This window comes from Halomonas sp. (assembly GCF_031581305.1).
Classification (GTDB): domain Bacteria; phylum Pseudomonadota; class Gammaproteobacteria; order Pseudomonadales; family Halomonadaceae; genus Halomonas.
In genome coordinates, this window is record NZ_JAVLBC010000314.1 from 1 (window position 1) to 2,052 (window position 2,052).

Sequence of the window (2,052 nt, forward strand, 5' to 3'; positions counted from 1 at the left end):
TGGCCTCGGCGATCGAGGCCCTGGGCATGAGCCTGCCGGGCAGTTCGGCGCAGAATGCCATCTCCCTGGAGAAGAGTGACGACTGCCATGCCGCCGGTGAGGCGGTGCTCACGTTGCTCGAGCGCGACATCAAGCCCTCCGACATCATGACCCGCCGGGCCTTCGAGAACGCCATCACCGTGGTGATCGCCCTGGGCGGCTCCACCAATGCGGTGCTGCACCTCGTCGCCATGGCCAGCACCATCGGGGTGGAGCTCTCGCTGGCCGACTTCACCGAGATCGGCCGGCGCGTGCCGGTGGTTGCCGACCTGCGACCCAGCGGCCACTACATGATGAGCGAGCTGGTGGCGATCGGCGGTATCCAGCCGCTGATGAAGACCCTGCTCGACGCCGGCCTGCTCCACGGCGACTGCCTGACCGTGACCGGCCGCACGCTGGCCGAGAACCTGGCCGATGTCGCCCCCTATCCGGACGACCAGCGGATCATCGCCCCGCTGGACCGGCCCGTGAAGACCGAGAGCCACCTGCGCATCCTGCACGGTAACCTGGCGCCGGAAGGTGCGGTCGCCAAGATCACCGGCAAGGAGGGCACGCGCTTCTCCGGCTCGGCCCGGGTGTTCGGCTCAGAGGAGGAGGCCCAGGCGCGCATCAACGACGGCACGGTGGTGGCCGGCGACGTGGTGGTGATCCGCTACGAGGGACCCAGGGGCGGTCCCGGCATGCGCGAGATGCTCTCGCCCACCTCGGCGATCATGGGCCGGGGGCTCGGCAGCGAGGTGGCGCTGATCACCGACGGGCGCTTCTCCGGCGGCAGTCACGGCTTCGTGGTGGGCCACGTGACGCCCGAGGCCTTCGACGGTGGCCCCCTGGCGCTGGTGGAGGATGGCGACCAGATCACCATCGATGCCGAGGCCGATACCATCGATGTCGACCTGCCCGATGAGGAGCTGATGCGCCGTCGCGCGGCCTGGCGCCAGCCCGAACCGCGCTACGCGCGCGGGGTGCTGTCGAAGTACGCCAGGACGGTGAGCTCGGCCTCCACCGGGGCGGTGACCGACCTGCCGGAGTGACGTTTCACCACGCCATGTTTCCCCTGCCGGTTGCCGGCATTTCCTGACCGGGGGATGACACTCTGCTCCGCGAGGAAGCAACGCTGCCACGCGGAGCCCTGTTCATCAGCGTGGTCATCCATCCTGGTGCCCTGCTGTGATGCCCGGTCGCAAGGAGTGTAAGCCATGTCTGCCCTCGACCTCGGTGTGTATTCCGAGACCGGCACCCTGCGGCAGGTGATCGTCTGCCGTCCTGGCCTGGCGCATCGGCGGCTGACACCCTCCAATTGCAATGCCCTGCTGTTTGACGATGTGTTCTGGGTCAAGCAGGCCCAGAAGGATCATGATGTCTTTGCCGGCGTGATGCGGGCCAGGGGCGTGGAGGTGCTCGACGTCAACGAACTGTTGGCCCAGACCCTTGATATCGGGGCAGGCCGCGCCTGGGTGCTGGACCACCGGCTCACCTGGAACCATGTCGGGATCGGCATGGTGTCGGAATTGCGCGCCTGGATGGATGAGCTGCCGAACGAGGCCCTTGCCGAATTCCTGATCGGCGGATTGAGAGTGAGGGATCTCCCCTTCGACCCGGTGGGGCTCTTCGGCAACCATCTCGGCCACTTCGGCTTCGTGCTGCCGCCCCTGCCCAACTTCCTGTTCACCCGCGACAACAGCGCCTGGATCCACGGTGGCGTTACCCTCAACCCGATGTTCTGGAGTGCCCGCAAGCCGGAGACCCTGCTGATGGCCGCCATCTACGCCTTCCATCCGGCCTTCGCGGGCCGGGTGAAGGTGCACTGGGGGGATCCCCTGGCGGACCATGGCCTCGCCACCCTCGAGGGCGGGGATGTCATGCCGGTGGGAAACGGCTCGGTCCTGGTGGGCATGGGCGAGCGCTCCTCGCCCCAGGCCATCGGCCAGCTGGCGAAGGCGCTGTTCGAGGAGGGCAGCGTGGACCGGGTGATCGCCTGTCAGCTCCCCAGGACCCGGTCGGCCATGCACCTGG

2 protein-coding genes are annotated in these 2,052 nt (G+C 67.9%); both read left to right on the plus strand.

The window, feature by feature from the left end; genetic code table 11:
- Nucleotides 1-1,070: dihydroxy-acid dehydratase (locus RI841_RS16195; RefSeq protein WP_310706660.1), on the plus strand; the 1,070-nt coding region annotated here is incomplete at its 5' end.
- Between the two features lie 165 nt (nt 1,071-1,235).
- On the plus strand, nt 1,236-2,052 hold an 817-nt coding region (locus tag RI841_RS16200; RefSeq protein WP_310706661.1), incomplete at its 3' end, for an arginine deiminase family protein.